The organism is Paenibacillus sp. JCM 18996, assembly GCF_055392555.1.
Window position 1 is genome coordinate 2937084 of the sequence record NZ_AP043884.1, and the last position, 24731, is coordinate 2961814.

General features: G+C 50.5%; 27 protein-coding genes and 1 tRNA gene. 4 read left to right on the forward strand and 24 right to left on the reverse strand.

The window, feature by feature from the left end; genetic code table 11:
• Nucleotides 1-320 precede the first annotated feature (320 nt).
• The 3 genes from rlmH to ACZ5N7_RS14465 form a co-directional block, all read right to left on the reverse strand.
• On the reverse strand, nucleotides 321-800 hold the full coding sequence (gene rlmH, locus ACZ5N7_RS14455; RefSeq protein WP_464655103.1) for a 23S rRNA (pseudouridine(1915)-N(3))-methyltransferase RlmH: 480 nt from the start codon (nucleotides 798-800) through the stop codon (nucleotides 321-323).
• Nucleotides 801-957: 157 nt separating this feature from the next.
• Nucleotides 958-1125 (reverse strand): CxxH/CxxC protein, encoded by a 168-nt coding sequence (locus tag ACZ5N7_RS14460; protein WP_464655105.1) that lies wholly within the window; start codon nucleotides 1123-1125, stop codon nucleotides 958-960.
• Nucleotides 1126-1303: 178 nt separating this feature from the next.
• Nucleotides 1304-2506, reverse strand: coding sequence for a S1C family serine protease (locus ACZ5N7_RS14465; RefSeq protein WP_464655107.1), 1203 nt, complete (start codon nucleotides 2504-2506; stop codon nucleotides 1304-1306).
• Between the two features lie 301 nt (nucleotides 2507-2807).
• Here ACZ5N7_RS14465 and ACZ5N7_RS14470 point away from each other — a divergent pair, with 301 nt between their 5' ends.
• On the forward strand, nucleotides 2808-3017 hold the full coding sequence (locus ACZ5N7_RS14470; RefSeq protein ID WP_464655108.1) for a hypothetical protein: 210 nt from the start codon (nucleotides 2808-2810) through the stop codon (nucleotides 3015-3017).
• 51 nt (nucleotides 3018-3068) lie between these two features.
• On the opposite strand, the gene ACZ5N7_RS14475 is transcribed toward ACZ5N7_RS14470, so the two are convergent.
• The 15 genes from ACZ5N7_RS14475 to rpsF form a co-directional block, all read right to left on the reverse strand.
• Nucleotides 3069-3872 carry an MBL fold metallo-hydrolase gene (locus ACZ5N7_RS14475; protein WP_464655110.1) on the reverse strand — a complete coding sequence of 268 codons (804 nt, stop codon included), beginning with the start codon at nucleotides 3870-3872 and terminating at the stop codon, nucleotides 3069-3071.
• A 115-nt stretch (nucleotides 3873-3987) separates the two neighbouring features.
• Nucleotides 3988-4749, reverse strand: a complete 762-nt coding sequence (yycI, locus tag ACZ5N7_RS14480) for a two-component system regulatory protein YycI (protein WP_464655112.1) — start codon at nucleotides 4747-4749, stop codon at nucleotides 3988-3990.
• 43 nt (nucleotides 4750-4792) lie between these two features.
• A complete protein-coding gene (gene yycH / locus ACZ5N7_RS14485) occupies nucleotides 4793-6076 on the reverse strand; it encodes a two-component system activity regulator YycH (protein WP_464655114.1) in 1284 nt (427 codons plus the stop codon).
• Entirely contained in the window at nucleotides 6073-7902 is a 1830-nt protein-coding gene (gene walK / locus ACZ5N7_RS14490) for a cell wall metabolism sensor histidine kinase WalK (RefSeq protein WP_464655116.1), read from the reverse strand. The genes yycH and walK overlap by 4 nt, the downstream gene beginning before the upstream one ends.
• A gap of 1 nt (nucleotide 7903) precedes the next feature.
• The gene (gene yycF, locus ACZ5N7_RS14495; protein WP_464655118.1) at nucleotides 7904-8620 is read right to left on the reverse strand and encodes a response regulator YycF; all 717 of its coding nucleotides are present in this window, start codon (nucleotides 8618-8620) and stop codon (nucleotides 7904-7906) included.
• A gap of 138 nt (nucleotides 8621-8758) precedes the next feature.
• Nucleotides 8759-10339, reverse strand: a complete 1581-nt coding sequence (locus ACZ5N7_RS14500) for a peptidoglycan DD-metalloendopeptidase family protein (RefSeq protein WP_464655119.1) — start codon at nucleotides 10337-10339, stop codon at nucleotides 8759-8761.
• Nucleotides 10340-11063: 724 nt separating this feature from the next.
• Nucleotides 11064-11693 carry a hypothetical protein gene (locus ACZ5N7_RS14505; RefSeq protein ID WP_464655121.1) on the reverse strand — a complete coding sequence of 210 codons (630 nt, stop codon included), beginning with the start codon at nucleotides 11691-11693 and terminating at the stop codon, nucleotides 11064-11066.
• Nucleotides 11694-11965: 272 nt separating this feature from the next.
• Nucleotides 11966-13252, reverse strand: a complete 1287-nt coding sequence (locus ACZ5N7_RS14510) for an adenylosuccinate synthase (RefSeq protein WP_464655123.1) — start codon at nucleotides 13250-13252, stop codon at nucleotides 11966-11968.
• A gap of 140 nt (nucleotides 13253-13392) precedes the next feature.
• Complete coding sequence (gene dnaB / locus ACZ5N7_RS14515) at nucleotides 13393-14754, reverse strand: replicative DNA helicase (RefSeq protein WP_464655125.1); 1362 nt, start codon at nucleotides 14752-14754, stop codon at nucleotides 13393-13395.
• Between the two features lie 76 nt (nucleotides 14755-14830).
• Entirely contained in the window at nucleotides 14831-15274 is a 444-nt protein-coding gene (rplI, locus tag ACZ5N7_RS14520; RefSeq protein WP_464655127.1) for a 50S ribosomal protein L9, read from the reverse strand.
• Nucleotides 15271-17226 carry a DHH family phosphoesterase gene (locus ACZ5N7_RS14525; RefSeq protein ID WP_464655129.1) on the reverse strand — a complete coding sequence of 652 codons (1956 nt, stop codon included), beginning with the start codon at nucleotides 17224-17226 and terminating at the stop codon, nucleotides 15271-15273. Before ACZ5N7_RS14525 ends, rplI begins: the two co-directional genes overlap by 4 nt.
• Before the next feature lie 40 nt (nucleotides 17227-17266).
• Nucleotides 17267-18169 (reverse strand): DUF2232 domain-containing protein, encoded by a 903-nt coding sequence (locus ACZ5N7_RS14530; RefSeq protein ID WP_464659294.1) that lies wholly within the window; start codon nucleotides 18167-18169, stop codon nucleotides 17267-17269.
• A 484-nt stretch (nucleotides 18170-18653) separates the two neighbouring features.
• Complete coding sequence (rpsR, locus tag ACZ5N7_RS14535; protein ID WP_464655130.1) at nucleotides 18654-18935, reverse strand: 30S ribosomal protein S18; 282 nt, start codon at nucleotides 18933-18935, stop codon at nucleotides 18654-18656.
• 21 nt (nucleotides 18936-18956) lie between these two features.
• A complete protein-coding gene (gene ssb, locus ACZ5N7_RS14540; protein WP_464655132.1) occupies nucleotides 18957-19403 on the reverse strand; it encodes a single-stranded DNA-binding protein in 447 nt (148 codons plus the stop codon).
• Nucleotides 19404-19444: 41 nt separating this feature from the next.
• Nucleotides 19445-19732 carry a 30S ribosomal protein S6 gene (gene rpsF, locus ACZ5N7_RS14545; RefSeq protein ID WP_464655134.1) on the reverse strand — a complete coding sequence of 96 codons (288 nt, stop codon included), beginning with the start codon at nucleotides 19730-19732 and terminating at the stop codon, nucleotides 19445-19447.
• Nucleotides 19733-19988: 256 nt separating this feature from the next.
• On the opposite strand from rpsF, the gene ACZ5N7_RS14550 reads away from it, so the two are divergent.
• Together ACZ5N7_RS14550 and ACZ5N7_RS14555 are read left to right on the forward strand one after the other, a co-directional pair.
• Entirely contained in the window at nucleotides 19989-20171 is a 183-nt protein-coding gene (locus tag ACZ5N7_RS14550; protein WP_464655136.1) for a YjzC family protein, read from the forward strand.
• Nucleotides 20172-20287: 116 nt separating this feature from the next.
• A complete protein-coding gene (locus ACZ5N7_RS14555) occupies nucleotides 20288-20557 on the forward strand; it encodes a hypothetical protein (RefSeq protein WP_464655138.1) in 270 nt (89 codons plus the stop codon).
• 58 nt (nucleotides 20558-20615) lie between these two features.
• Here the strand turns inward: ACZ5N7_RS14555 and ACZ5N7_RS14560 are convergent.
• The 4 genes from ACZ5N7_RS14560 to ACZ5N7_RS14575 form a co-directional block, all read right to left on the reverse strand.
• Nucleotides 20616-20704 (reverse strand) — tRNA-Ser (locus ACZ5N7_RS14560).
• A 132-nt stretch (nucleotides 20705-20836) separates the two neighbouring features.
• Nucleotides 20837-21049, reverse strand: coding sequence for a DUF951 domain-containing protein (locus tag ACZ5N7_RS14565; RefSeq protein ID WP_464655139.1), 213 nt, complete (start codon nucleotides 21047-21049; stop codon nucleotides 20837-20839).
• A gap of 12 nt (nucleotides 21050-21061) precedes the next feature.
• Complete coding sequence (locus tag ACZ5N7_RS14570; protein WP_464655141.1) at nucleotides 21062-21922, reverse strand: mechanosensitive ion channel family protein; 861 nt, start codon at nucleotides 21920-21922, stop codon at nucleotides 21062-21064.
• Between the two features lie 16 nt (nucleotides 21923-21938).
• Nucleotides 21939-22178, reverse strand: coding sequence for a putative Se/S carrier protein (locus ACZ5N7_RS14575; protein ID WP_464655142.1), 240 nt, complete (start codon nucleotides 22176-22178; stop codon nucleotides 21939-21941).
• Between the two features lie 120 nt (nucleotides 22179-22298).
• Here ACZ5N7_RS14575 and yyaC point away from each other — a divergent pair, with 120 nt between their 5' ends.
• Complete coding sequence (gene yyaC, locus ACZ5N7_RS14580; RefSeq protein WP_464655144.1) at nucleotides 22299-22910, forward strand: spore protease YyaC; 612 nt, start codon at nucleotides 22299-22301, stop codon at nucleotides 22908-22910.
• Here yyaC and ACZ5N7_RS14585 read toward each other — a convergent pair.
• Both ACZ5N7_RS14585 and ACZ5N7_RS14590 read right to left on the reverse strand, forming a co-directional pair.
• Nucleotides 22864-23385 (reverse strand): DUF4446 family protein, encoded by a 522-nt coding sequence (locus ACZ5N7_RS14585; protein WP_464655146.1) that lies wholly within the window; start codon nucleotides 23383-23385, stop codon nucleotides 22864-22866. The two genes, yyaC and ACZ5N7_RS14585, sit on opposite strands and share 47 nt — an antisense overlap.
• A 38-nt stretch (nucleotides 23386-23423) precedes the next feature.
• The gene (locus ACZ5N7_RS14590) at nucleotides 23424-24587 is read right to left on the reverse strand and encodes an aminotransferase class V-fold PLP-dependent enzyme (protein WP_464655148.1); all 1164 of its coding nucleotides are present in this window, start codon (nucleotides 24585-24587) and stop codon (nucleotides 23424-23426) included.
• Nucleotides 24588-24731 lie beyond the last annotated feature (144 nt).

Below are 24731 nucleotides of genomic sequence, written 5' to 3' on the forward strand. Positions count from 1 at the left end.
CACAATGTTGAAGAACTACCGGTATTTTATTTATGTGTAAGCGTTCTCTACGTTACTTCTTCATAAAACATTCAAGTAGTTAGAAAGATTTGTCTAACCTGCATTACTTCACTGACGAGTTATATTGTAATATTTTTTTCTGATGAAAACAATTGTATTCAATCAGAAAACAAACAAGAAAACTTAATGCTATTTGCGATTGCCGTTAAGTCGGACAGACCGCAAAAGAGCGGAACGGTCACAGCAAAAACATTTCTCCAAGAGGGAGTGAACATGCCATTCCCGCAACCGTCTTTAAAGCTCTATCTACCGCTTTACCATTACTTGTGATAAGGTTCCCCTCGCATAATCTTGAACGCACGGTACACCTGCTCAACCAGCACCAGCCGCATCAGCTGATGCGGCAGTGTCAAGCGGCCGAACGACAGCTTCGCGTCGGCCCGCGTGAACACAGGCTCGCTCAGCCCCAGCGAGCCGCCAATGACGAACACCACGTGGCTGCGCCCGTAGGTGGCCAACTGATCGAGCTGCTTCGCCAGCTCGTCAGAGCTCCACTGCTGGCCGTCCAGGGCCAGCGCAATGACAAACGCCTCGCTCTTGATCTGAGCGAGGATTCGCTCGCCTTCGCGCTGCTTCACCTGCAGCTCTTCGGCTTCGCTCATATGCTCCGGCGCCTTCTCGTCAGGCACCTCCGCTATGCTTAAGCGGCAGTACGGCCCCAGCCGCTTCGCATATTCCGCAATACCCTTCACCAAATACGACTCTTTCAGCTTCCCAACCGCCACAATCTGTATATTCATCGCATCCGCTCCTTAGCCAAACTGCAATTCTAGACTCCCAAACGCCAGCCAACTAAAAAAGGAAGACCTTCAGCCCTCCTTCCCATCAAACGCGCATCTCTCCCGGCATGCGTTGCAGCGCTGCACGGTGGGTGGTCATAACCCATTACACTCCCACTTAAACAACCAAAAACCTTCCACTCCGCTCACACTGCTCACAGCAAGCCGGAGGGGTCCAATCCTTGAACTTGGTTTCTTCCAAATCGACAATATCCGGCGCTTCCTCATATTCATCCACGAACATATCAATGGCAATCTCCAGATGTTCCTTACAAACCACGTACATATGCAAACCCCGCTTCAGCATAAAATAATATTCCTCGTCCCGGCATCGATTCCTTTAACTCCCACGCTATTGATTTCTCATCCCGCTTTCGCTCTATCATTTTAATCCGCTTACCACTCTCGCCCCGCTTCTCCTCTTACCACTCTTACCCCTCATCTCACCCAATCCCCACCACCATCTACTTCAACTCACCCAGCGTAAGCGTTACAGTGCTCTTCTTCGTCCCCCGATAAAATGTCACCTTCAGCTTATCCCCGATCTTTTTCTCCGAATACAGCAGCTTGCGCATTGCGATTGTGCTTGCAATAGGCTTATCATCCAATTCTACAATCAGGTCGTTCGTGCGAAGCCCCACGTCCTTGGCTGGACCGCTCACATCGAGCACGATAATACCAGCTTTCACATCCGAAGGAAGCTTTAATCCATCCGTTCCTGAAAATGACTGCAAATCCTGCGAAACGATCCCGATATAGGGCCGCTTCACTTTATGCTGTGTGATCAATGTCTCCACAATCGGCTTAACCTGATTGACAGGAATAGCAAAACCAAGGCCTTCCACTCCCGCGCTGGAAACCTTCATGCTGTTGATCCCGATCACCTTCCCGTCGAGACTGACCAGGGCTCCGCCGCTGTTTCCCTGGTTAATGGCCGCATCCGTCTGGATGACTTCCATTTCCCATGCCGTGTCGCCGTCTTTTTCAACCGGCACGGGAATCGTCCGCTTCGGCCAAGAGATGATGCCGCGGGTTATAGTGGGAGCGCCGTCCATGCCCAGCGGATTGCCGATGGCAATGGCCGTTTGACCCGCTTTGAGCTGGTCCGAATCTCCAAACTCGGCAATGGCTTTCACCCCTGCAGCGTCGATCTCCAACACCGCCAGATCCGTCATATTATCCTGGCCCACCAATACGGCTTTCTTCCGTTCTCCGACCCAGGTCACCACTTCCAGCTGTGAAGCTCCGTCCACCACATGGTTATTGGTTACAATGCGCACTTTGTCGCCCTGCTTCTGGAACATCACACCCGACCCGTGAGAAATGCTCAGCCCTTGCTTCACTCCGCTGCTCCCGCTGGCAATGATGCTGACCACCGTCGGTCCCACTTTCTCGGCAGTATGCACCACAGAATCGCTTGTTCGAGCTTCGTCGTCGGCTTTCACCGCAGCTGAAGCCTTGGCCTCCGCCGGGCCTCCCTTATAGCTGCCCAACCCGCCTGCAAAAAAAGCAACCGCCATAAGCGTGACCAGCGCGCCGAACACAGCGGATCCCGCCATAAGAACAGCAGGCTTTCCCCATGTCTTCCTCTTGCTAAGAAAGCGTCTCCCCGAATTTTTCCACCGGTTTACTTTCGTAGAATAGAAATCGTCGTCAAAAAAACTCATAGGGCTCTCCCTCTCCGCACATCTATACTTCTTTGTGACAGCTTCCGTCTTACTTGGCCATACTATGTAACTTTTCTATGAAGCCGCTCGCCACGAAAAGTTTTATAAAAATTAACTTTACCTGTTTTCAATTTGACAAAAAGGGTAATTCTAGTTATACGAAGCATCAAGTTTTTAAAATTTTTTTTACATATCAACGACAGTTTTTCTCGGTTACAGCAATGTTTTCATATCTACCCGCTTACAAAAGCAGTGTTCAACGAATAATATTGATAGCTTGATAGCAAAGGAGAGATTCCCTATGAATCGCATACAATCACAATTAAATGAAATTGATATGATCGGCAAACTGGCTGACCTGAAAGAAGAGCATTACCTGAATACGCTGATTATGAGCGCCGTAGTAGAGCTGTTGATTGAAAAAGGTCTGCTGACCTCTCAGGAAATCTCGCAAAGAGCCAAGGAAATCGACCAACGCTCCTTTTCGGATCTAGGCGATCCGATGCAGTAGAACGCTCAAAGTTCGTGTCCATAAGCTTCACGTCCTTTGACCAACATTCCTTTACGGATCCAGGCGATCCCACGCAGTAGAACGGTCGAAGTACGTATCCATAAGCTTCACGTCCTTGCCGTCACAGGAGAAGCCGTTCTCCCGCAGAACATCGGTCACCGTCAGCTTGGCCAAATCCATTACATTGTGGTCCCGGCTCAAATGCGCCATATACACCCTCTTGGTTCGGCTGGTCGCTATATCGCATAACGCTTCTCCTGCCGCTTCGTTGGACAGATGGCCCTCGTCGCCCAGAATGCGCCTCTTGATATTCCATGGATATTTCCCCATGCGCAGCATGTTAATATCATGGTTCGATTCCAACACGACCACGTCCGAGTCCGCGATGGTCTCTTTTACTTTGGAGCTCATATACCCCAAGTCCGTCGCAAGGCTCAGCTTCTGCTCCCTCTCATGAAAACAATAGCCCACAGGCTCCGCCGCGTCATGGGAAATAGCGTACGATTCTATCTGCAGCGACCCGAATTCCACTACGGATCCGGTATCCATCACTCGTTTGTTCTCTTCCGCGATTTCCCCGATCTGATTGTTCAGAGCCTCCCATGTTTTCTCGTTGGCATAGACCGGGAGATTATATTTACGGGCAAAAGCCCCTAATCCTTTGATATGGTCCGAATGTTCGTGAGTAATCATCACAGCGTCAAGCGACGCGGCCGCCACTTCCCTTTCTGCCAGCAGAGCTTCCATTTTCTTGGCGCTGAAGCCTACATCGACCAGGACCCGATGCTCTTCGTTCTCCACCACCATCGAATTCCCCGTAGAACCGCTGGACAACACACTAAAACGCAAGTTCATTTCCTTTATTCCCTTCTTCCTTATATTCCAATAATTCCCTCCGATGCCGCAGACCCGCACACCTAAACTTCAGTCAGCCGCGGCCGTCCAAAACCTGATCCTGTTGCCGTAAAACCTACTGCAGCGGCTTGCGCACGGGAGAGTTCGGCTGCACGGATTCGATGGCCCCATTGAAAGCATGGATATAGTAAGATTCACCGCTTTCCAAAGATACTCTCCAGACCGGCCAAAGCGGAACCGCGGACTGCATTTGCGAATCCAGCAGCTGGCCGTGGTAGCCTAACCGGATTTCCTTGATCACGGAGCCGCTCGGCAAATAATTCTCCGCCAGCCAGCGAATCGCCGTATACGCCGGAATTACGTTCTGCTGTTTTTGGTCCCCTGCCAATTGTACTTCAACAAGCGATTGTCTGTAAGCCACAATTTGACCGTTCGTCTCAAAAAGCTCCATTTGCACATCAAAAAGCGGATAATTGCCGTACATCTGGTTAAGCACATAGATTTCTTTTTTGCTTTCCACCGGATCGAACTGATAGCTGTCCCAACGTTTAATGCCGAATTTCGGTTCAATATCTTTAAGAGATCCTCTGCCTGGCTTAGGGCTGTATTTAAAAGGCTTTTCCACCGGGATTTTTGCGGGTGCGCTGCCTGTAAAGTCCACATTGATCAATTTCAGCTTGGGCGCCTCTCTCGGAATCTCACCGGTCAGCTTGATCTGCTTGGTCTCCAGCAGCTTCTTCGTCTCGTTCACAAGCATATTCACGTCCACCTGCGTGCCTTCCTGCTGCGACCTGGCCTCGCTCAATTGATAAAAGAGCAGCACATTCAAGCAAAAAAAGGTAATGATCAGAATCGTCTTCGCTCTGCTCCAGTCCATCGGAACCCTCCTTTCCTCCCAAAATCAAACCGCCGCGTTCTTCTTACTGCAAATACTCATACGTGCCGTCCCGCATTTCCGCAGCCCACACCGGTACAAGTTCCACCGTCGATTGTTCTCCAAACACCGGCTTGTACGCGGGAAACACGGCACGGACTGCTCCACTCAGGACGAGAGCGCCCACCTTGGCATCCAGCTCTTCTCCTCCGGCAAGAGTCACTTCTTTGCGAGCGCTTCGCACCTCAGTGAGATCGCGGATCATGGGCCTGTCGTAATTGGAGACCGTTCCTTTCTGCACCGCCAGCTTAAAAAATCCGAAATTTTCATTTTTGGGCGGCACGATGGGGAGCGAATCATAATACTGCCTGAAAAAGATCGTCTGGCTCGTCGTATTCGATTTCAGCTGCGGGCTTTTGCCAAGAACATATTTCCCGTTCCACCCTCCATGCTGGTTAATAAATTGGATGGCGGACGTTATATTTTCTCGAAAATCGAATTTCCCCTCCACCGGCACCGCCGATTCGGAGTAGCTGAACCACCGCTGGTCGTTTTTAATGATAAGGCTTCTTTTAAAATCGGTAATTATCGAACCGTCTTTGTCCGGCAAATTGCGCGTAATGTTCGGGTCTACGAAAAGGCTGCGGCGCAGCTGGTCTTCCGTAAACAGGTTGTACGTCAGCTTATACGACGTCGCCTGAATCGGTTTGTTGGGCAGGTAATATTCGCCGTTCGTTGTATGGTAAGGAAGCTCTGCGCTCCTCATAAAATTCTCCAGGTCCTTGCTCGTGTAATCCGCTTTGGCCGCTTCATAGACTACATTGGGCGAATCCGTCAAAAAGTAAGTTTTCAGCTCGTCCTTGTTCTCTTTCGAGGTAATCCAGATGCTGGTCACCAAATCGTTCTCCGGTGGGGTGTCCCCCTTGATCTGCATCCATTTCTGCAGCAGGTTCATCGGAATGCCGTCACGGAATCGCACTTCGACACCGATATGTTTATTGCGGTATTCCTCCCAATTCAGGTTCGAGCCGAAGGCGTTAAGCTTGCGGAAGCCCTCGATATCCCGATTCTTGATCCCTTGCAATACCAGGTTGTAGTTGCCCGTGCCTGGGTAAAGAACGGAGTGGATGCTGTTCCCGGTGTGAAGAACAATCTGGTCGGGTACCAGTAAATCCGCGAGCTCCAGCTTGTTTCCCAGCGGTTCCGCCTTCACATAACCGTTCTGCGCAATCGGGTCGAATTGAGGAGAGTTAAACCCTAGCATAAAGCTCTGAAGAAGACTGGTCACTACGAGCAGCGTCAAAAAAATAGTTTTCAGCTTTTCTATCACGCGCTCACACTCTCCCCTTGAGGAACCGGCAGCGTGAATGTCACTTTGGTTCCCTTATTCAATTCGGACTCCAAAGCGATAGTCCCGCCATGGGCTTTTACTATTTCCCGGGCAATGGACAGTCCGAGTCCGGTCCCTCCCATATTCCGTGATCTTGCTTTGTCGACTCGATAAAACCGTTCAAAGATCCGGTCCAAATCGTTTTTGGGAATTCCGATGCCGTTGTCCTGGATCCCGATTGCGATATAATCCTTGCCTTGGAGGCCTGCTTCAATATTGATTTTCCCTGCATCAGGGGTATATTTGATAGCATTCGAGATCAGGTTGTCCAATACTTGATCGATCTGGTCCCTGTCCACCTGCACTTCCGGAAGGCCGCGCTCGACTGCAATCCTGATCTGAATCTTGCGCTGCCGAAGCTGGAAGGAGAAGCGGTCCGCCACTTCATCCAGCATCTCCGTTATGTCCGTGGGCTCTTTGGACAAACTTGCCTGTTTGTTATCAAGCCGGGACAGCTGAAGCAGATCGGTGACCAGGCGGATCATCCGTTCGGTTTCGTTGCGCGCCACGCCTACGAATCTTTGAGCCAGCTGCGGCTCCTCCAGGGCTCCGTCGTCCAGCGCCTCCAGATAGCTTTTGAGCGTGGTCAGCGGAGTCCTTAATTCATGCGATACGTTAGCGACAAATTCTTTGCGCGATTGTTCCAATCTCTCCTGTTCGCTCACATTCTGCAGCACCGCTATCGTTCCTGTAATGCCTTCGCCGCCCCGGTGGATCGGGGTAAATGCGGCTTTTACCGAAACGGGATGTTCCTTTCCTGCGATGTTCACCTGCAAGACCGTCGCATTGTCGTCGCCTAAGGTTAACTCTTCAATGTCTTCCAGGGACAAACCCAGCACCTCAGTCATATGCTGTCCGATACATTCGTCCTCTGTACCGAGTATTTGCATGGCACTGCTGTTGATAACGATGATCCGTCCGCTGCTGTCCGTGGCTATCACCCCGTCATTCATATTGGACAGCACGGAGGCGAGCTTCTCCTTCTCCTCCTCGTTAATCCACAGCGCTTCTTTCAATCGGTTGGTCATCGTGTTGAACGTCTCCGCCAATTGGCCTATCTCGTCCTGTCCCCGAACCTTCAGACGCCGGTCAAAATTCCCCTCCGCAACAGCGGTCGCCTGTTCCGTAATCTCTTTAATCGGGCTTGTGATCGTATGCGACAGGATTACACCCAGAATGGCGGTCAGCGCCAGTGCGAATACCGTCCCTCCGATAAAAATGCGGTTCACCTGGTTCATCGTCTTGTAAAGCATTTCCATCGACGAAACGATGTACACCGCACCGATCACCTTCGAGCCCGCTGTGACCGGCGTCGCGTTGATCAGCTTGCGGAACCCATCCACGTCCATGAACATGCGGTGGTTATTTTTGATCCCCTGCAGCGCGGATATTACCTCCGCTTGGGTGTTCTTCTGTCCAACGAGATTCTGATGGTTGTTCAGCGAAGTGCTGAGGATAAGTCCGTTGGCATCGATAATTTGAATTTCGGAGTTGTTGACCGCGAACAGCTTGGAGACAAAATCGTTCAACTCCTGCTCATTTTTCTTATCATCGGGATTTCTCTTGTCCGGGTTCAAAAATCGGTCCACTAACGAGGCTACAGTGACGGATTGATCGTTCTGGGAATTCATATAATCGGTCTTGAAATAATTCTCCACCGTCTTTATGAAATAGACGCCGATCAGCTGCATGGCTATGAGGATGAGGAGGACGTAGATAATGATCAGCTTGGCCTGAATCGCTTGAAATAAGCGAATCCGCTTCATTTTATGCTCCCCCCGTTTTGGGGTTTCGCATCATATAACCCAGGCCTCTGCGGGTAATAATATAATCCGGCCGGCTCGGATCGTCCTCGATTTTCTCGCGGAGCCTGCGGATCGTGACATCGACCGTCCTCACATCGCCAAAATACTCAAATCCCCATACCGCCTGCAAAAGGTGCTCTCTGGTCATCACTTTGCCGACATTCTTCGCCATGTAATGAACCAGCTCGAATTCCCGGTGCGTCAGATCCAGAGGTGTGCCGTCTTTGTATACGACATAAGTGTCAGTATCGATTAACAGGCCGTGAATTTTTATTCCATCATGAGCCTTGGTCTCCTGCACTTTCTCGGGCGCCGAATTCTGCCTGCGCAGCCGGGCCTTCACCCTCGCCAGCAGCTCTCGGTTGCCGAATGGCTTCGTGACGTAATCGTCGGCTCCCATCTCAAGACCCAGCACTTTGTCGAGCTCCGTGTCTTTTGCCGTCAGCATAATAATCGGAGTGCTGCGATGCACGCGGATTTCCCGGCACACGTCCATGCCGTCCTTCACGGGCAGCATCAGGTCGAGCAGGATCAAATCCGGATCCTCCTTGAGTGCCAGCTCGACCGCGGTTCCGCCGTCATAAGCGCAAATGACCTCATAGCCCTCTTTTTCCAAATTAAACTTCAATATATCTGCAATGGGTTGTTCGTCGTCAACCACCAGTATTTTCCCATACATCCTGAATTCACCGCCTGTGTGACCCCTATAGGAGCGTAATTCGCAAACTCTATCTTTCACCTTCTATAGTACCATATCTTCATACAAAAAAGACACGGCACCACCCTATCGGGCGAGCTGCCATGCCTGTTTCGGTGCCTACCTGTTCAAATATTTCAATGGATTCTCGATAGCGCCAGATTTATGTATTTCAAAATGCAAATGCGTGCCGGTCGAATCGCCGGTCGATCCCATCACGCCAATCTTCTCGCCTTTTTCCACAACCGTGCCGACCGATGTTTGAATTGCGCTCAAATGGCCGTATAACGTTTGATATCCATTCAGGTGGTCAATGATGATATGGTTGCCATATCCGTGGTCATAGCCTGTGTAAATCACTTTCCCGTTGTCGGCCGCCACAATGCCTGAGCCGCCCACCAGGTCAACTCCTTTGTGCATTTTGCCCCAGCGCATACCGAATGTCGAAGTGATGGAGGCTCCGATGACCGGCCACGAGAAGTTGCCCGTTCCTTCGCCCAGGATCACCTTGCTGCCTTTTCTCACTACGGCCGAAACGGGGGGTTCGACGATATCTTCTTTCAGGACCTGTTCTTCATCCACCTTGCCGTCGATCTTGGTCAGCTTCACCGTCAGCTTCTTCATGCCGTTCTTACCCTGCTGGACCGTCTCCGTTATTCCCTCCTTCAGGGAAGGGTCCTGCTGAACCACCGTATCATATTGAACTTCCTGGTTTTCGACAACCAGCTCGACCGATCTGACCGACAGCGCCGGCTTCAATACGGTTAAATCCAGTGTCTGGCCCGCTTTGATCTGGTCTTCCCAAATCCAGCTGTTTCTCTCATAAATAGACTGCTTCGGGATATTGAACTTTTTGGCGATGCAGGACAAGCAGTCACCGGGCTGGACGACGTATTGGGTCGGCTGCACGCCGCCGGTTTCCAGCTTGCGGAGCAGCTCTTCCGGCTTATTTAACTCCGTTTTCTCGATAGGGGTGTCGTTCAGCTCCACTTTTTGGATAAAATCCATTTTCTGCACGACTACATCCCCGGTGTTTTGCGGCTTGGGAGCATCGGAGGAGAGGATCGTAACCGTCCCTGTTTCCTTTGGCTTCGGCATATACTTCGCTTTATAGCTCTCAAGGATGCTCTCTGCTGTCTGCTTGTCCTTGACTATGCCGTACACCTTCCCGTCAATCTTCAATTCCAGCCCGACGGCCTGTCCTGCCAGCCGCTTATCCAGCTGATCCAGAACATCCTTGTCATTGACCTGGTAATGAAACATCCATTCCGGATTATATTGGATGGACGGCGCTTTCAGCATCATGCGCACGTCCGGATTGTCCTTTTGCAGCTTGTCCGCTTTCGCTTTTTTGAAACGCTCCACCACTCCGGGGTCGCTGACCATACCGATCTCATGCCCGTCGACCAAGACATGATAGGTGCTCGACAAGTTGGCTTGTACGTAGTTATGGCCTCCTAGCGTGACGGCGACGACGATACCGAGGGACGCTGCGGCAGCTGTAATGCTTCTTTTACGTTTACTGAGATAAGCCGCCCAGGATGGCTTGCTGTTCTGTTCATTCCTTTGCGCGGATTGTGCGTCTTCCTTGCCGTTGTCTTGAACTGCATCTATGGAGCATTGTTTCTTTATGGAGGACCGGTTCGATGCGGACTTGTCGGCAAGCCCCCTCATCCAATTCGGTTTCTTCAAAAATGGCATATGCTTCTCCTTCGATCGTTTTATTGCTAATGCCGGTCCTTCTTCAAATATGACAAGACCCCTCAAAAATGGCATCAGCCACCTTGCTGCTTTGTCAGATCCTTAGAGTGGTTAGCCCTGCAAACGGAGATATAGCCCCCTTAAGAACTTGGGCCTCTTGGACGAATTCGTCCGAAATCAGGCGGCTTCCCACGGGAGCCCCGCATCCCCTGCAACTAATTTACTAGAACCGACCAAGCTTTTCCTAATTCATTCTACACAACGATTTTCGTATTTTCAACATTATTCCCGGTTTTTCGTCACAGCATCACGAAAAATGTCGATGAAAACGTATTAAATTCGGGTGTGACCACGATACCCTTAGCTAATGGCCAGTTGCATGAAAAATGGAGATGTGACTGAATTCAACTGGGACGATCGAAATGATACTCACCGGGACGGGATACATCTGCGCATAAGAAAAAAGTCTCATATCGCTAAACGACATAAGACTTGCTCTCACCGCTATAACATTTACTCTAATCGAATTAAGATTTCGTTTAACGTAAAAAAGCGTCTGGCGGCGCCCTTTAGATCTTCGCAGTAAACCAAGCCTCTTCCCTGATATTTTCTAGATATTTCCTGGAATAAAGGAATTTTATTCGTCAAATAAGGTATTCCCGGAATTAACGCACTGTGCTTTCGTTAAATATAGCCAAAACGCTGATACGGATGGGTAAAAAGCCTAATATTTTTGAATGATCGAAACGAGCTCTTTGTATTCTTCCGGTTTCAAACTTTTCTGCAACAAAGCCTGGATCTGGTTCAATTTGTCGGCGGTAATGCCGTCTTCCATCAGGAACGATATTTTGTCCATATCCTGCTGGGGCACCTTCGCCGCTAAAATTGACAGCACTCTCTGCTTGTCTTGGGCGGACATGCTGTCCTTCTTCTTGGCCAAGTCACTTGGAGTCACGATGAGCTTTTGGCTCTCTGCGGACGAATTTCCCTGTTCCAGCGAGGTGCTTAAACGCCCGGCTGCCGCTACAGCGTCCAGCGGATTAGAACCAGCGACGGGCTTTTTGCTCCCGGAGCTGCTGCCGTCAGTATTACCAGTCACTGATTTATCTTTTGCGGCATCCTGATTTTGAACCGGCATCGGCGGCGCAGGATTGGTGTCTGAGGCCTGGGGCTTTGACGTGACGAGAGAGAGCAGATTAGGCAGAGACAGCACGTTGCTGCTTAGCTTAATGTTGTACTGCGCCAGCAGCTGCTGCACAGCCACCGAGACGATGGCCCACGTAGTCAATAGAGAAATAGCTGTTACTAGAATCGTACTTAAGATAACCTTGGTTAACCACTGTATAGCTTTCATTTGCTTGTACCACCTTGGAAAATTTTCACCTACTCTCTCAAGTATTGACCAAAATGATACAGTTAAGACGCATTTACGAGATTTTCAGGCCAGGAGAAAAATGGGATCTAGCCACACCGTTCAACACAACAACGAATGCAGTGAGAGGCCCGAGAAAAATGGAGCAATATGGGATCTCCCCACCCATATCCGCCGCAACGAGCGCCGTGAGAGTCCCGCGTTAAAACAAAAATCCCCGCAGCATCGATGGCTGCGGGGGTTTTACGTTAGTTTTACGAATAAATCGGCCTTACCAGATTAGTCTGCTCCCTGTTGCGTCCCACGGAGAAGATCGCAATGGGAATTCCCGTCAACTGGGACACTCTTTCGATGTAGTTCCGGGTAGTGGCCGGCAGGTCGGACAATGTCTTCGCTTGGGTTATATCCTCGGACCAGCCCGGCATTTCCTCATATTCGGCTTCGCATTCCGCCAGCATACTTAGTGACGCCGGGTAATGCTCGATCAACTCGCCTCTGTACTTGTATCCCGTGCAAATCTTCACCGTTTCAAGCCCCGTGAGCACATCCAGCGAGTTCAGGGACAGCCCGGTAATTCCGCTGACTCGGCGTGCGTGACGGACGACAACGCTGTCGAACCAACCGACGCGGCGAGGTCTTCCCGTAGTCGTTCCGTATTCGTTGCCCTTCTCGCGGATACTGTTTCCGATTTCGTCCAGCAATTCGGTAGGAAACGGACCGTCGCCCACGCGTGTCGTATACGCCTTAGCTACGCCGATCACCTGATTGATCTTCGTCGGACCGACTCCGGAACCGATGCATACTCCCCCGGCCGTCGGGTTGGAAGAGGTAACGAACGGATACGTTCCCTGGTCGATATCCAGCATAACGCCTTGGGCGCCTTCAAACAGAACACGCTTCCCTTGGTCGATATGGTCGTTCAACACGACGGAAGTATCGGTCACATAAGGACGAAGGATTTCAGCGAATTCCAGATACTCTTTAATGATCGGCTCCACATCCAGAGGCTGTGCCTTGTACACCTGCTGGATCACCACATTCTTCTCGGCTGCCAGCCTTCTTACTTTCTTCTCGAACTCCGCAGCATGCATCAAATCCGCGATGCGGATTCCGTTTCTCGCCGCTTTGTCCATATAGCACGGGCCAATCCCTTTTCGGGTCGTGCCGATCTTATTCTCGCCCTTGCTTTCTTCCTCCAACCCGTCCAACACCAGATGATACGGCATAATGACATGCGCGCGGTCGCTGATTTTTAAATTGCGGGTGGAAAATCCGTTCTCGTGTATATAATTGATCTCTTCAATCAATGCGGCAGGATTCAGCACCATGCCGTTGCCGATGACACACACTTTTTCCTTATAAAAAATGCCCGAAGGGATCAAATGCAGCTTATACTTCTTGTCTTGGATCAAAATGGTATGGCCAGCATTGTTGCCTCCTTGATAGCGGGCCACAACCTCTGCGGACTCCGCCAAAAAGTCGGTGATTTTCCCTTTCCCTTCATCGCCCCACTGGGTTCCTACAACAACAACGGTTGACATCCGCATTACCCCCGTCAGGTGGTATCCACCTCTGAATTGTGCTTGAAGCACCATGTTCAGTTTATCAATGTAGTTCACTAAAGTCAATAAAAAACGAACGATTCTGTTTATAGATATAGAATCGTTCGGAAATTTGCAGATTATCCAAAACCTGCGGCCGCATCCTGATGCGTATGGTTCAGGCTTACGAACTTGTTGAAGTTTTTGAGAAAAGCGAGCTCCACCGTCCCTACCGGACCGTTCCGCTGCTTGGCGATAATAATCTCGATAATATTCTTTTTCTCCGATTCCTTGTCGTAATAATCGTCACGGTACAGGAATGCGACGATATCGGCATCCTGCTCGATCGAACCGGATTCCCGCAGGTCCGACATCATTGGACGCTTGTCCTGCCTCTGTTCTACGCCCCGGCTGAGCTGCGACAGCGCGATAACCGGCACTTCCAGCTCACGCGCAATCTGTTTCAATGTTCGGGAAATTTCGGAAACCTCCTGCTGGCGGTTATCCCCTTTGCCCCGGCCGTGGATAAGCTGCAGATAGTCGATGAGGATCATGCCGAGCCCTTTTTCCTTCTTGAGCCGGCGGCATTTGGCCCGAATATCCGCCACCGTCACTGACGGCGAATCGTCGATAAATATCTCCGCCTCCGACAGCGAACCGATCGCCATCGTCAGCTTCTCCCAATCGTCCGCCTCCAGATGCCCTGTCCGCAGCCGGGTCGCATCCACATTCGCTTCAGCGCAAATCATACGCTGTACGAGCTGTGACGCCCCCATCTCCAGCGAGAAAATGGCGACGGTTTCCTTGGCCCGCACCCCGACGTTCTGCGCAATGTTCAGGGCAAACGCAGTCTTTCCCACGGAAGGACGCGCGGCCACAATGATTAAATCCGACCTTTGGAAGCCGGAGGTCATCTTGTCCAGGTCAGTGAAACCGGACGGGATGCCTGTGGCCCCCCCTTTATGGTTGTAAAGAAACTCGACGCGCTCGAACACGTCCATCAGCACGTCCCGTATGGAGATGAATCCCGAGCCGGAGCGGCGGTTGGAGATTTCCAGAATACGCTGCTCCGCCTCGCTAAGCATCAAGCCTACATCGTCCGCGGATGCGTAGCCGTTGCTGACGATCTGCGTCGCCGTGCGAATCAGCCTGCGCAGCATGGACTTCTCTTCCACAATTGCCGCGTAATAGTCGACATTCGCGGATGTGGGGACAGCGTTGGCAAGCTCAGACAAATAGGTAACGCCGCCAACCTCTTCAAGCAGCTGCTTGTTCTGCAAGCGTGCCGTCAAGGTGATCAGATCCACCGGCTCGTTAGCCTCCGCCAGCTCGATCATCGTTTCGAAGATCCGCTGATGGGCGCCGCGGTAGAAATCATCGCTGGTGACACGCTCCATCGCGGTGACGAGGCTTTCCGTGTCCAGCAGAATCGCACCCAAAACCGCCTGCTCCGCTTCTATGTTTTGTGGCGGAATCCGGTCAAGAAATAACTCCCCGCTCATTCCCGCTCTCCTGTCTCTGTTGAATTATTACCTTAATTTCCATCATCTATACGATAAATGCGCTCATGCGACTGCATTATTCCTCGGTAACCTGCACCTTCAGTGTGGCCGTCGCCTGAGGATGCAGCTTCACCTGCACCTCGGTGACGCCCAACGTACGAATCGGATCTTTTAGCTGAATGACCCTTTTGTCTACCTTTAATCCCAGCTTCTCCAGCTCATCCGCAATCTGCTTGGAAGTGATCGCTCCGAACAAACGGCCTCCTTCGCCGGATTTGGCCTTCAGCCCGACCGTCGTTTCGTTTAGCTTGCCCGCCAGTTCTTGCGCGTCGGCCTTCTCCTGCTCTTTCTTTCTCTGGTCGGCCTTTTTTTGCCCCTCAAGCTGGGCCAAAGTTGTATTGGAAGCGGGTGCCGCCATACCCTGCTTGATCAGATAGTTCTGGGCGTACCCTTCCGATACTTCCTTCACTTCGCCTTTTTTCCCCTGGCCCTTGACGTCCTTCAAAAAGATCACTTTCATTCGAATAACCCCTCTTCCTCTTCTATGTCCTTCAGAACCTGCAGCAGCCTTTGCTCCGCGTCTTCCACCGAGCATTCCAGCTGAGTGGCCGCATTCGTCAAGTGGCCGCCTCCGCCCAGCCTTTCCATCACGATCTGCACATTCATCTCTCCCGTGGAACGGGCGCTGATGCCGATCTGTCCGTCCGACCGTTCACCTATAACAAAGGAGGCCTTGATATTCGTCATATTCAACAATGTATCAGCTACTTGGGCGATCATCAACTGAGAATATTTACGTTCCGGCTCGGAAACCGCCATCGCAATATGATCATAAATGATTTTGGTATGCTTGATAATATCCGCTTTCTGGATGTAGGCATCCAGGTCTTCCTTGAGCATCCGCTGGATCATCGCCGAATCGGCGCCGTTCCTTCTCAGAAAAGAAGCGGCCTCGAACGTCCTGGCCCCTGTCCGCACGGCAAAGCTCTTCGTGTCCACCACAATCCCGGCCAGCAGCGACGTCGCTTCGATGACATCCATTGAAATCCTCTCATTGATATACTGCAGCAGCTCCGTCACCAGCTCGCTGGTAGACGACGCGTAGGGCTCCATATACACCAACGTGGCTTCACTGAGAAATTCCTCGCTCCGCCGGTGATGGTCCACCACCACGATCCGGTGCGTCTGCTGCAGAAGCCTGGGCTCAGCCACCAGCGAAGCTTTGTGCGTGTCAACGACCACGGCGAGCGAGCGGGGATTCGTGATCTGCATGGCCTGCTCTGGCGTAATGAACCATCGGTTCAGCTTCTCGTCGTCATAGATTGTCTCCATCAGCTTCTGGATCGAAGGATTTACGCCTTCCAGCACGATGTATCCTTCCTTGCCGCTCACTTGGGCCGCCTTCAGCACGCCGATCGCTGCTCCGATCGAATCCATATCGGGAAAACGGTGGCCCATAATCACTACTTTATCGCTTTCCTTAATCAAATCTCTCAGCGCATGGGAGATCACTCTCGCCCTCACCCGGGTACGCTTCTCTACGGCATTCGTCCGCCCGCCATAGAACGTCAAGCGCTGCCCAACCTTCACGGCGACCTGGTCACCCCCGCGCCCGAGCGCCATGTCCAAGCTCGTCTGCGCCAATGTACCCAACTGAATCAGGCTGTCGGCTCCGGACGCAATCCCGATGCTCAATGTGAGGGGCAGCTTATTCTCAATCGTGATGTCCCGCACATCGTCCAAAATTTCAAACCGGTTCTGCTCCAGGCTTTTCAGCGCCTTCTGGTCCATCAGAATCAAATACCGGTCCGAAGCCGTGCGGCGCAGGTAAATATTGAACTTCTGGGCCCACTCCGTGATCTCTCCGGTCACTTTGGCCATCATGATGCTCCGTGTCTGGTCCTCCATGCCCTGCGTCGCTTCATCCAGATTGTCCATGGTCACAAGACCGATGGCGATCTTCTCTTCCTCGTAACGCTTTGCAAGCCCTGACAATGCCGTAATATCACGGAAGTAAAGCAGCCGCTCCTCCGGCCTGTGAAATACCTGGTACACAGACTGGTCGATCGTAATTTGCGACGTCTCTTCCTTTTTATTTTTCAACATCGGCATGACCTCGTACAAAGACTCACCGATGACAGACGCCTTTTCCAGCATCTTGGCCACAAAAGGGTTGTGCCACTGGACAAGCTTCTCTTCGTCATAGATGAGAATACCCAGAGGCAGCTCCTGTATGACCTCGTTGCCGGCCTTTTTCACCCTGTGGGAAATCGTGCCTATATATCGGTTCAAATCCCGCCTGAACGCCTGTTCCGCCTGCAGTGAATAGAATCCTGCAAAAGCGCACAGCACCAGCGCGGTCACACCCAACTGCCATTGAAACACGAACAATACGCCTGTCAACACAATGATTAGCACGAATGCGGCAACCACATGATATCCGTGCCAACGTTTGAGAAGGAACTTCGGCATACACACGCTCCTAACTATCTACTCTAACCGGCGGACTGAGTTATTTCCTTGCCATTCGCTGCCGAATCGGTAAAGCGGCGTCAATCACGCCGAGCAAGCTGAATATGAACTGGAAGAACGGAAAAACAAACAGAACTATAATGCCTGCAATGGGCAGAGCTTTATTCCAACGGTTGGAGTAAGCGACGTAGAACAAGAAGCCGATTCCCTGTATGGTAAAAGCAAATGTCAAAAGCGGAAGCAGATTAAGCACAATCATCGATACCAGGCTTCCGTTCGGTTTGGTGCCGGCTTCAACCAGCAGTGCGAGCACATACAAGAAGACGACGGTTCTAGGAAGCCTCCAATCCCTGAGGAAAGGCAGTCCTGGCCAGGTTTCCCCCAACCGATTGAGCAGCCTCCGTCCGACCGCGTGAGTAACCATAGTAAAATAGAGCGCCACAACAATCAGATAAAAAGGCAGCATCTGCACCAGCAAGCCGGCGATTTGATCCCAGAACGTCCCATTGAATTGTGAGCGCAGCTGCGGCGGCAGAGTCTTCATGCTCTCCAGCATAAACCGGCTTATCTTGCCGACAGGATTCCAGCCGGCAGCGGCGGCAGCCACCAGACTGAGCAGCATTTCCGCCAGCAGGGTAACCACCCCGGCCGTTATCACTCTTCTCGCATTCGCTCTCGCTTTATAGTATTTGCCCATAACCACAACTGGCGGCAGAAAGAACAGGGATACCGTGATCAGGAACAGGCTTCCCGTCCATGGCAGCAGCAAAAGCAGCAGAAGCATCACGGTATATTGTATGACAAACACCCTTTGAGGAAGCTTCACATAAAGGACCAGCAAAGGTACAAGAAGGAAACTGACCGTCAGCACGCTAAACGGCGTCAGAATCGATAATAAAATAACAATATAAGCGAGACTCCAGGGAATATAACGCAACCACATTTTGCCCAACCGGTTCACCTCTTACGAATATGTTCTTCCAAAGCGGAAAGATCCCCCATTGCACTCTTCAAGCTGATGGCCTTTCTTCCCTATGCTTTTTCACTTTTTTCAGGGCCACTTGATCGACAATCTCCGTTTTCAGCCACTCCACGATTTTAGCCCGCTTCGCCACGTCCATATCTTATTCCCAGCCCGACACAGAACGTCTCCCCCTATCCAAAGCTTTAGATAAAATTATACCACAAATACTCGCGGACGTTTCAACAGCTCTGTTCTTCCTTCTTTTATGAGAAATAATAGAGCGGCATAACCATAAATCCAGGAAATCGCCTCGCTGAACCGTGAGTGACCTTCCAAAAATAGAAGAAAAGGCGCATCCCTGGGACGCACCCTCTCCATTTGTGCAAAAAACTAACCGATGGATACCCTTTTCCACTTCGAAAAAAGAAGACAACTGCGGTTGCAGCTGTCTTCGGGATTTGCCTTACTCGGTAGTGTAAGGAAGCAAAGCCACTTGGCGTGAACGCTTGATAGCGATCGTTAGAGCACGTTGGTACTTCGCGGATGTTCCGGTTACACGACGAGGAAGAATTTTACCGCGCTCCGAGATAAACTTCTTCAGAGTGTCGATATCTTTATAGTCAATGTGAGTGATTTTGTTAACGGTGAAGTAGCAAACTTTACGGCGCTTGCCTTTACCGCCGCGGCGGCCGCCGAACTTCTTCTCTCCACGCTCTTCGTTGTTATCACGTCTTTGGAAACCCATTCGATCTTCATTCCTTTCTGCCTAAAATGGTAAATCATCATCCGATATATCAATCGGTTTGCCATCGTCCTGGAACGGGTCTTGGTTGCCTCGCGAATTATTGTTGGACCGGCTGCTGACGGCTGGAGCCTCTTCGCGGTTTGCGCTGTTAGCCGATTCCAGGAACCGGACGTTATCAGCGATCACTTCCGTGACATACACACGACGGCCTTCATTATTATCGTAATTCCGAACCTGGATCCTGCCTTCCACGGCAGTTAAACGGCCTTTTCTCAAATAGTTGGCGCACGTTTCGGCAAGCTGTCTCCAGGTTACAACCGGGATGAAATCCGCTTCGCGCTCTCCGGACTGATTGGAGAATGGACGGTCTACGGCAAGAGTAAACTGGGTTACAGCTACGCCTGCCGGAGTATATCTTAATTCGGGGTCCTTGGTGAGCCTGCCGATCAATATGACACGATTTAACAACTCAATCCCTCCCAGCACAATGAATTACAATCGCAGCGTCATTAAGCTACTACGTCTACAGTGATCAAGTAACGAATGATTTCATCGGAAATCTTCATTACACGGTCAAGCTCCGCCACAACTGCTGGAGTTGCTGTAAAATTCACCAATACATAGTGTCCTTCACGGAACTTGTTGATCTCATACGCAAGACGGCGCTTACCCATAACGTCTTGCTTTGTAATTTCGCCACCGTTGTTGATGATGTTCTGGAATTTTTCGATCGTGGATTGAACAGCTTCCTGCTCGATGTCCGGACGAATAATATACATCACTTCGTATTTGCGCATGTACTTTCACCTCCTCTTGGACTAAACGGCCCCCATCAGTTAGTGGGAGCAAGGAGCGAGAATCATCTTTTAAGTAAAACTCGCACTAAATTACTATATCAAATTGGACTCTGTAATACAAGTAAAAAAATCGCAAGCTCAGTATCCGCATCAAATAAGCGTGCAGCCTGATCGTTAGTCCGCTTCCAGCTTTTGATATACATCCTCCTCCCCCTAACGGCAAATACTACAAAGCAAAAGACGGAGGTGTTCCAAGATGGGAGAAAGATCAGAATTCGAGGCCGGAGACAGGGCTCCAAATGACGGGGAGTACATTGAAGTAGGGGAGAACCAGTTCCATACGGGTATCAACAACCCTAAGCAAGTGAAGCTCAGCAAAGGCGACCGTTTTCCCGAAAACTCGAATCATGAGCGAAAATGGGTACGCAAGAATCACTGACAACACACACGGTTCTTCCCGGCAGGCTGTTCATCCAGGGTCACGTTTTTTTGGGCGTTAACCAGCGGACCATACAGCCAGGGAAGAGCTATCCATTCAACAAGGAGGCGGCATTTATGCGTAAATTCACATTATTGTTCGGCTTGTTCGGTCTCTTGCTGTCGATCGTCCATTACTTTGCGCATGACGCCCATCCTGTCTATTTGCTGTTTTACTCCCTCAGCATACCCGCATGGTTCTGGCCTGTTTTTATGAATCCTGGACGAGTACGCCCCTTGGATCTGCTGATCCTTTATGCGCTGACAACCCTCTCCTGGGCTCTAATCGGATACGTAGCCGACCGGTTCAGTCACAGAACTCACGCCAACAAACGGAAACCCGAATAAAGACAACAAAAAAACCTCTATAAGCTTGTATAAAGGTTTCGCATACTCTTATGTAGAGCGGAAAGAGTGGGATTCGAACCCACGCACGGGAGTTACCCGCCTAGCTGATTTCGAGTCAGCCCCCTTGGGCCTCTTGGGTACCTTTCCACAAAAATGAGGACAAGAGATATTCTATCACAACGCCCGCCCTGAAGGCAACAGCTAACTTAACTTTCCATTCGGGTGCAAACTGACCGCCCGCCGTGCACCGTCGCTGCGCGTGCCTGGACCGGCTGCTTTTTATTCGCTGTCAGCGGGGGCTCCCCCGCTGCGCAGCACCTTTTTCAATTTGCTCTCAAACTTGGCCCGCGGCACGAGGACGCTGTGCTTGCAGCCCACGCATTTGATGCGGATATCCATTCCCATGCGGATAATTTCCATTTCATTGGTGCCGCACGGGTGCGGCTTCTTCATCTGGACAATGTCCCCTAATTGAAATTGTTTTCTCTCCATATCCTTTCTCCTTTAAGATTCCTGGTTATTGTGAGAAATTCCTTGCTTGTCCAGCAGCGTTTTGATTTTCAGATTCAATTGGCGGGCTACTACTACATTCGTATTCGGTTTGCATTCCGCAGTCACCCGAATCACCACTTCGGCTGCGCTGAGCGTCTGTACTCCGAGCACTTCCGGCGCTTTGATCAGATACTCGTTTTCTTCCGCCAGTTTGGGCAGCTCTTCCTCCAGCACCGAGATCGCCTTCTCCACATCCCTCTCCTGCGTAAGCGTCACATCCACCACGGCCAGCGCGTTATGGATCGAGAAGTTGGTCACTTGAGTTATCGTCCCGTTCGGTATAATGTGAACTTCCCCTGTCCAGCTGCGCAGCCTCGTTATCCTCAAGCCGATCTCTTCAACCGTACCCTTATACGTCCCAATCTGAACGACGTCGCCTACTCCGAACTGATCCTCAAAAATTATAAAGAATCCGGTGATCACGTCTTTGACCAAGCTTTGCGCACCGAATCCGATGGCGAGCCCTAACACCCCCGCCCCTGCCAGCACCGGAGCCAAATTCAGCCCGATCTGGTTCAGCAGCAGCAGCAGGACTATGAAATTGACCGTGTAAGCCACCATATTTTGAATCAATTTTCCTATGGTTCTCGTTCTTCTCTGGTCTAATCTGAGCGGATGCGTTTCGCTATCCACGAACATATGCCCCAGCATTTTGTGGGCTATCCTGGAAACCAGCCTGCCCAGTACAAGAATAAGCAGAATTTGAAAGACAATCCCCGCTATGTGAAGCCATACATTCGGGTTCGTAAAATACTCTATTATTTTTATCCGGAACTGATCCCATGTAGATACTGCAAACCAATCGATAAACAACGATACATCCTCCTCCTTACTCCCAATTCATGGTAGCATATTCGCCGTTTTTTTCACAATAAAACCCGCGGATTTCCACCTTCTCGGAGCGTATAATCCGTTTCACAAGTTCAAACTGCGGCTCGGGGAATTGAATGGACAGCGCGCAGCCTGCCGTAACCTCTTTGGGAGTGGGACACAAATCGATTTCAACCTCGGCGTATTCCAGCAGCATTTCCGCCCGCAGCGCCTGTTGCGTCGAATCGAAGGCAATCAATAACGTATGGTCCAGGGAGATCCCTCCAAGCCAACTTTGCTAGACTTTGTATATTTCTTTGTGTATTTGCATAAACTATTAAGAATCCGCACTATATTCCCTCTGTATGGAGGTCATTGTATGAAATTATCCAACATTCTAGGTATGCCGTCAAACAAACTGCCGTTGTCCGTGAAAATCTCCCACAAAGAAGAGAATATTGTTAATATTCTTTCCGGCTATCTCGACAGCTATCTTCAGGCGCTTCCACTGTATAAGCCGATCGTCTTTCTATGTGTAGGAACGGACCGCTCCACCGGCGATTCGTTAGGCCCTCTCGTAGGCAGCAAGCTTGCCGAGCTTAACAAAGATCTTTATCTATACGGTACGTTGGAAGAACCTGTCCATGCCATGAATTTAAATGATACGCTGACCTCCATTTACCAAAAACACAAGGAGCCTTTTGTTATCGCCGTAGACGCATGTCTCGGCCAGCTGACCAGCGTCGGCTGTATTCAGCTGGGGGACGGCCCGATTAAACCCGGTGCGGGGGTCAATAAAGATCTGCCTCCAGTCGGCAATATCCATGTCACCGGCATCGTTAACGTCGGCGGCTTTATGGAATATTTTGTCCTTCAAAATACCCGGTTAAGCCTGGTCATGAATATGGCGGACGTCATTGTCAAAGCCTTCTGCCAATCCTTGCTTAATCTGCAGAGGTCCGAACCGGCTCCTTTGGTAAAGATCGATTGATCGCCTCTTTTTCCTCTGGCGACAGCATATATTTGGATTGTCCGTTAACGATGGGCTTGGCATATATAAATGAGGTTTCCCTGCTGTGTATTCCCGTTAACACAAGTCCGTCCTGATTGTCATCCACAATGGCTATCGAAAAGCTGAGGTCGCTGCCTCCGTCGGCAAAAGCGGAGTAGCGGTGCACGCCCACATTGGATTTCATCGTCTTTATTTGCTTTTGAAGCGCCTGCAGCTCTTCTTTCGTTTCGCGGTTTTCCTCTTTCAGCCTGTTCATGCTTTCCTGCAACTCTATCATTATAGATTCTACATCTGCGGAGGAAACGCCGTTGAGCATTTGAACGTATCGTTTGCGCAGCTTCTTGAATTTCACCAAGACATTAATCATCATGATGAATAAAATAATAACAATGACCATTGACAGTCCCGCTATCATAATCGCGGTCTCCACTCCGAGGTCCAATCCTTGTCCCATTCTTTCTTCCTCTTTCATAACTAAGGTTGTATATTCTCTCAGCTGTTCTTTTTATAATGCCGGCTGATTTCCACTACCGCTTCAATCAAATGCTTTACCTCGTCTTCGGTTGTAAACGCCCCGACACTTGCCCGCACTGCGCCAAATTCTAAAGTGCCTGCGGTTTCATGCGCCAAAGGAGTGCAATGGTACCCCGCCCTTACGGCGATCCCGTAGGATTGATCCAGTATGAATGCTACTTCGGAGGAATCTGCTCCTTTTATATTAAAAGAGACAATTCCGGTGCGCTTCTCACCTAACTCGGGCCCATAAATTTCTATCTCCTGGTGCCTCAGCCATTCTTCCATGATTTTCTGTGTAAATTTCCATTCACGCTGGTGTATGGATTGTACCGTTTCCCCAAGAACATACTTCACCCCTTCATTTAGTCCTGCGATTCCTGCCGTATTCTGGGTGCCTGCCTCATATCGGTCGGGTCTTACCGCAGGTTGGTCCACGGCTTCTGACTGGCTGCCCGTACCTCCATGCAGCAGCGGCTCCAGCTCGAGATCGGGGTGAATGTATAACCCTCCTGTGCCTTGTGGACCGAGCAGTCCTTTATGTCCGGGGAAGGCCAGCATATCTATTTGCAGCGCACCTACGTCGATGTCCAAAGTGCCTGCCGTTTGTGCCGCATCTACGAGCAGCTTAATCCCTTTTTCTTTACAAATTCTGCCTAAAGGTTCCAAATCTACGATCGATCCCAGCAGATTGGAGCTATGGTTCACTATCAAAAGAGAGGTTCGGCTGGTAATCGCTTCCTCCACGTCCCCCGGCTCTATCGCACCTTGTTCGTTTGCAGGGATATAAGTGATGTCTACCGCTTTTGTTTTTCTCAAATATACCAGCGGCCTGCGCACGGAGTTATGCTCCAGGTGAGTGCAAATCACGTGGTCGCGCTCTTTTACAAATCCTTTTATCGCTTGATTCAGTGCATGAGTCGTGTTGAGCGCGAAGCTTATATCGATCGGATTTCTGACAGCAAACAGTTTGGCCAGACTCTTCCTTGCATCAAACAAAACTCGGCTGGCTTGAACCGCCATTCGGTGGCTTCCCCGTCCCGGATTTGCCGCAGACTCAAGTATGGATGCATTAATCGCTTCTATGACGGAAGACGGTTTAGGCCAAGAAGAAGCCGCATGATCAAAATAATAGGTTTTCAAACCAACCCTCCTCCGAGCCCTTGCTGCTTATTTCATTTGTATTATATCCATTGTAAAGGCTGTTTCTAAAAAAATAAAGCATACTCACTCATGCCTTGTTTTGGCAGAGCTTTGTATGCGGTGGATTCACAAAAATGAAAAAAT

What these genes read in the sequence shown, in the direction of transcription:
- rlmH (WP_464655103.1), bottom strand. Translation starts at nt 800, where the DNA reads ATGAATATACAGATTGTGGCGGTTGGGAAGCTGAAAGAGTCGTATTTG.
- ACZ5N7_RS14460 (WP_464655105.1), bottom strand. Translation starts at nt 1,125, where the DNA reads ATGTACGTGGTTTGTAAGGAACATCTGGAGATTGCCATTGATATGTTC.
- ACZ5N7_RS14465 (WP_464655107.1), bottom strand. Translation starts at nt 2,506, where the DNA reads ATGAGTTTTTTTGACGACGATTTCTATTCTACGAAAGTAAACCGGTGG.
- ACZ5N7_RS14470 (WP_464655108.1), top strand. Translation starts at nt 2,808, where the DNA reads ATGAATCGCATACAATCACAATTAAATGAAATTGATATGATCGGCAAA.
- ACZ5N7_RS14475 (WP_464655110.1), bottom strand. Translation starts at nt 3,872, where the DNA reads ATGAACTTGCGTTTTAGTGTGTTGTCCAGCGGTTCTACGGGGAATTCG.
- yycI (WP_464655112.1), bottom strand. Translation starts at nt 4,749, where the DNA reads ATGGACTGGAGCAGAGCGAAGACGATTCTGATCATTACCTTTTTTTGC.
- walK (WP_464655116.1), bottom strand. Translation starts at nt 7,902, where the DNA reads ATGAAGCGGATTCGCTTATTTCAAGCGATTCAGGCCAAGCTGATCATT.
- yycF (WP_464655118.1), bottom strand. Translation starts at nt 8,620, where the DNA reads ATGTATGGGAAAATACTGGTGGTTGACGACGAACAACCCATTGCAGAT.
- ACZ5N7_RS14500 (WP_464655119.1), bottom strand. Translation starts at nt 10,339, where the DNA reads ATGCCATTTTTGAAGAAACCGAATTGGATGAGGGGGCTTGCCGACAAG.
- ACZ5N7_RS14505 (WP_464655121.1), bottom strand. Translation starts at nt 11,693, where the DNA reads ATGAAAGCTATACAGTGGTTAACCAAGGTTATCTTAAGTACGATTCTA.
- ACZ5N7_RS14510 (WP_464655123.1), bottom strand. Translation starts at nt 13,252, where the DNA reads ATGTCAACCGTTGTTGTTGTAGGAACCCAGTGGGGCGATGAAGGGAAA.
- dnaB (WP_464655125.1), bottom strand. Translation starts at nt 14,754, where the DNA reads ATGAGCGGGGAGTTATTTCTTGACCGGATTCCGCCACAAAACATAGAA.
- rplI (WP_464655127.1), bottom strand. Translation starts at nt 15,274, where the DNA reads ATGAAAGTGATCTTTTTGAAGGACGTCAAGGGCCAGGGGAAAAAAGGC.
- ACZ5N7_RS14525 (WP_464655129.1), bottom strand. Translation starts at nt 17,226, where the DNA reads ATGCCGAAGTTCCTTCTCAAACGTTGGCACGGATATCATGTGGTTGCC.
- ACZ5N7_RS14530 (WP_464659294.1), bottom strand. Translation starts at nt 18,169, where the DNA reads ATGTGGTTGCGTTATATTCCCTGGAGTCTCGCTTATATTGTTATTTTA.
- rpsR (WP_464655130.1), bottom strand. Translation starts at nt 18,935, where the DNA reads ATGGGTTTCCAAAGACGTGATAACAACGAAGAGCGTGGAGAGAAGAAG.
- rpsF (WP_464655134.1), bottom strand. Translation starts at nt 19,732, where the DNA reads ATGCGCAAATACGAAGTGATGTATATTATTCGTCCGGACATCGAGCAG.
- ACZ5N7_RS14550 (WP_464655136.1), top strand. Translation starts at nt 19,989, where the DNA reads ATGGGAGAAAGATCAGAATTCGAGGCCGGAGACAGGGCTCCAAATGAC.
- ACZ5N7_RS14555 (WP_464655138.1), top strand. Translation starts at nt 20,288, where the DNA reads ATGCGTAAATTCACATTATTGTTCGGCTTGTTCGGTCTCTTGCTGTCG.
- ACZ5N7_RS14565 (WP_464655139.1), bottom strand. Translation starts at nt 21,049, where the DNA reads ATGGAGAGAAAACAATTTCAATTAGGGGACATTGTCCAGATGAAGAAG.
- yyaC (WP_464655144.1), top strand. Translation starts at nt 22,299, where the DNA reads ATGAAATTATCCAACATTCTAGGTATGCCGTCAAACAAACTGCCGTTG.
- ACZ5N7_RS14585 (WP_464655146.1), bottom strand. Translation starts at nt 23,385, where the DNA reads ATGGGACAAGGATTGGACCTCGGAGTGGAGACCGCGATTATGATAGCG.